This window comes from Planktothrix sp. FACHB-1355, from assembly GCF_014748295.1.
In the GTDB taxonomy this organism is placed as follows: Bacteria; Cyanobacteriota; Cyanobacteriia; order Cyanobacteriales; family Aerosakkonemataceae; genus Aerosakkonema; species Aerosakkonema funiforme_A.
The window spans coordinates 1-1,884 of the sequence record NZ_JACJUP010001262.1 but is presented as its reverse complement, the minus strand read 5'-3'; the positions used below and the strand labels follow the sequence as shown (position 1 = coordinate 1,884).

The following is a 1,884-nucleotide window of genomic DNA, read 5'->3' as shown; positions in this document are numbered from 1 at the left end:
GGCATTTGTTTGCCGCGATCGCAGGTTTTATATTGTTAACTTTAGCAGCTAATTTGTTAAGACGCAAACGAGTTGCTTGGTTGCTCACAATTGTGTTGTTAATTGTCTCCATAGTCAGCCATTTATTAAAAGGATTTGACTATGAGGAAAGTTTGCTAGCGGGAGTGCTGTTAATTCATTTACTGGTGATGCGAAATGCGTTTACGGCGCAGTCGGATCGACCTTCGATCGCCCAAGGGATTCGCGTGCTGATTGGCGCTTTGCTGTTTACGCTCGCCTACGGTACGGCTGGCTTTTTTATTTTAGATGGACAATACAATATTAATTTTAATTTTACAGAAGCTCTGTGGCAAACTTTGGCGATGTTCTTCACAGAAGACAATGCCGGTTTGCAACCTAAAACTCGATTTGGTAACTTTTTTGCCAATTCTATTTATATTGTCGGTGCTGTCACATTGGCTTATGCTCTCTTTATGCTTTTTCGACCTGTTTTGCTGCGTAACTCAGCGACATCAAAAGAGCGACAAACAGCGAAAGAAATTGTGCAGCAGTACGGTCGGTCTTCTTTGGCGCGATTTGTTTTATTTGATGATAAATCTTATTATTTTAGCGCTTCTGGTCAGAGTGTAATTGCTTATGTTCCGAAGGGTCGGGGTGCGATCGCGCTAGGAGATCCCATTGGCCCACCGGAAGAGCGGCAAGAGGTGATTTTGGGATTTCAAAAATATTGCGATCGCAATGATTGGTATCCCGCTTTTTACCAAACATTACCAGATGAACTGGAACTTTACAAATCGCTTGGCTTTCGAGTATTGCAAATCGGTCAAGAAGCCATTGTCGATCTCAATGGGTTTTCTACCAAAGGTAAAGCCAATCAAAATTTAAGAACTGCCGTTAATAAATTCACTAAATTGGGATATCAATTTAAATTTTACGAGCCGCCGATTGCAGATGATTTGGTGCGGGAATTGAAATCTGTGAGCGATGAATGGCTTCAGATGATGAAGGGTGCAGAAAAGCGTTTCTCTGTGGGTTGGTTTGACGATAATTATATCCGCGATAGTGCGATCGCAGTCATACATAACTCAGAAGGTCGTGTCAGCGCTTTCGCTAACTTAATAGGAGCTTACCAACTCAATCAAATTGCTGTCGATTTGATGCGGCGACGCGCTGAAGTTGAAAACGGGATTATGGAATTTCTCTTCGTATCTATGCTTCAGCACTGCAAAGAAATGGGATACGATAGTTTCAATCTCGGTTTGTCAGCGCTTTCTGGTGTAGGAGAAACTGAAAAATCTCCTCGCTTAGAAAAGGCGCTGCGCTATCTTTCCGAACACTTAAACCAGTTCTACAATTTTAAAGGATTGCACGCTTTTAAAGAAAAGTTTCATCCTCAATGGGAACCGCGATATTTAGTTTATCCGAGTTTAGCTGCATTACCCGATGTGGTGGTAGGATTGGTAAGGGCAGATTCGGGCGATCGCTTATTAGATTATTTTAAACCAGAGGCTTAGTTTAAGAGTAGGGTGGGCAATGCCCACCTTATTCGCTAAGAATTTGCTGATTGCAATTCGTCCAAACGAGCCAAAACCTCGCTACTGTGAATTGCTGGATTTACCCCCGTATATTCCTCGCGGATAATCCCCTCTGGATCGATAATAAAAGTGTGCCTCATGGATAGATAACCTATCCACGAACCATAGGCTTTACTAACTTCACCGTCGGTATCGGCTAGTAAGGGAAATTTTAACCCTTCCGAGTCACAAAATTCCGCGTGCGAATCTACAGAATCGGCACTAACGCCAAGGATTTGAGTATTTTTTTCCATGTATTTTGGCAAGTCTTCCTGAAAGCGGCGAGCTTCCAAAGTACAACCGGAAGTAA

General features: G+C 42.7%; 2 protein-coding genes. One reads left to right on the top strand and one right to left on the bottom strand.

Annotation, left to right across the window (positions count from 1 at the left end):
• The coding region (locus tag H6S82_RS31440) for a phosphatidylglycerol lysyltransferase domain-containing protein (protein WP_191057352.1) at nt 1-1,514 on the top strand (1,514 nt) is incomplete at its 5' end.
• Nucleotides 1,515-1,549: 35 nt separating this feature from the next.
• Here the strand turns inward: H6S82_RS31440 and H6S82_RS31435 are convergent.
• Nucleotides 1,550-1,884, bottom strand: a 335-nt coding sequence (locus H6S82_RS31435; RefSeq protein WP_191057351.1) for a peroxiredoxin, incomplete at its 5' end; no start/stop codon positions are given.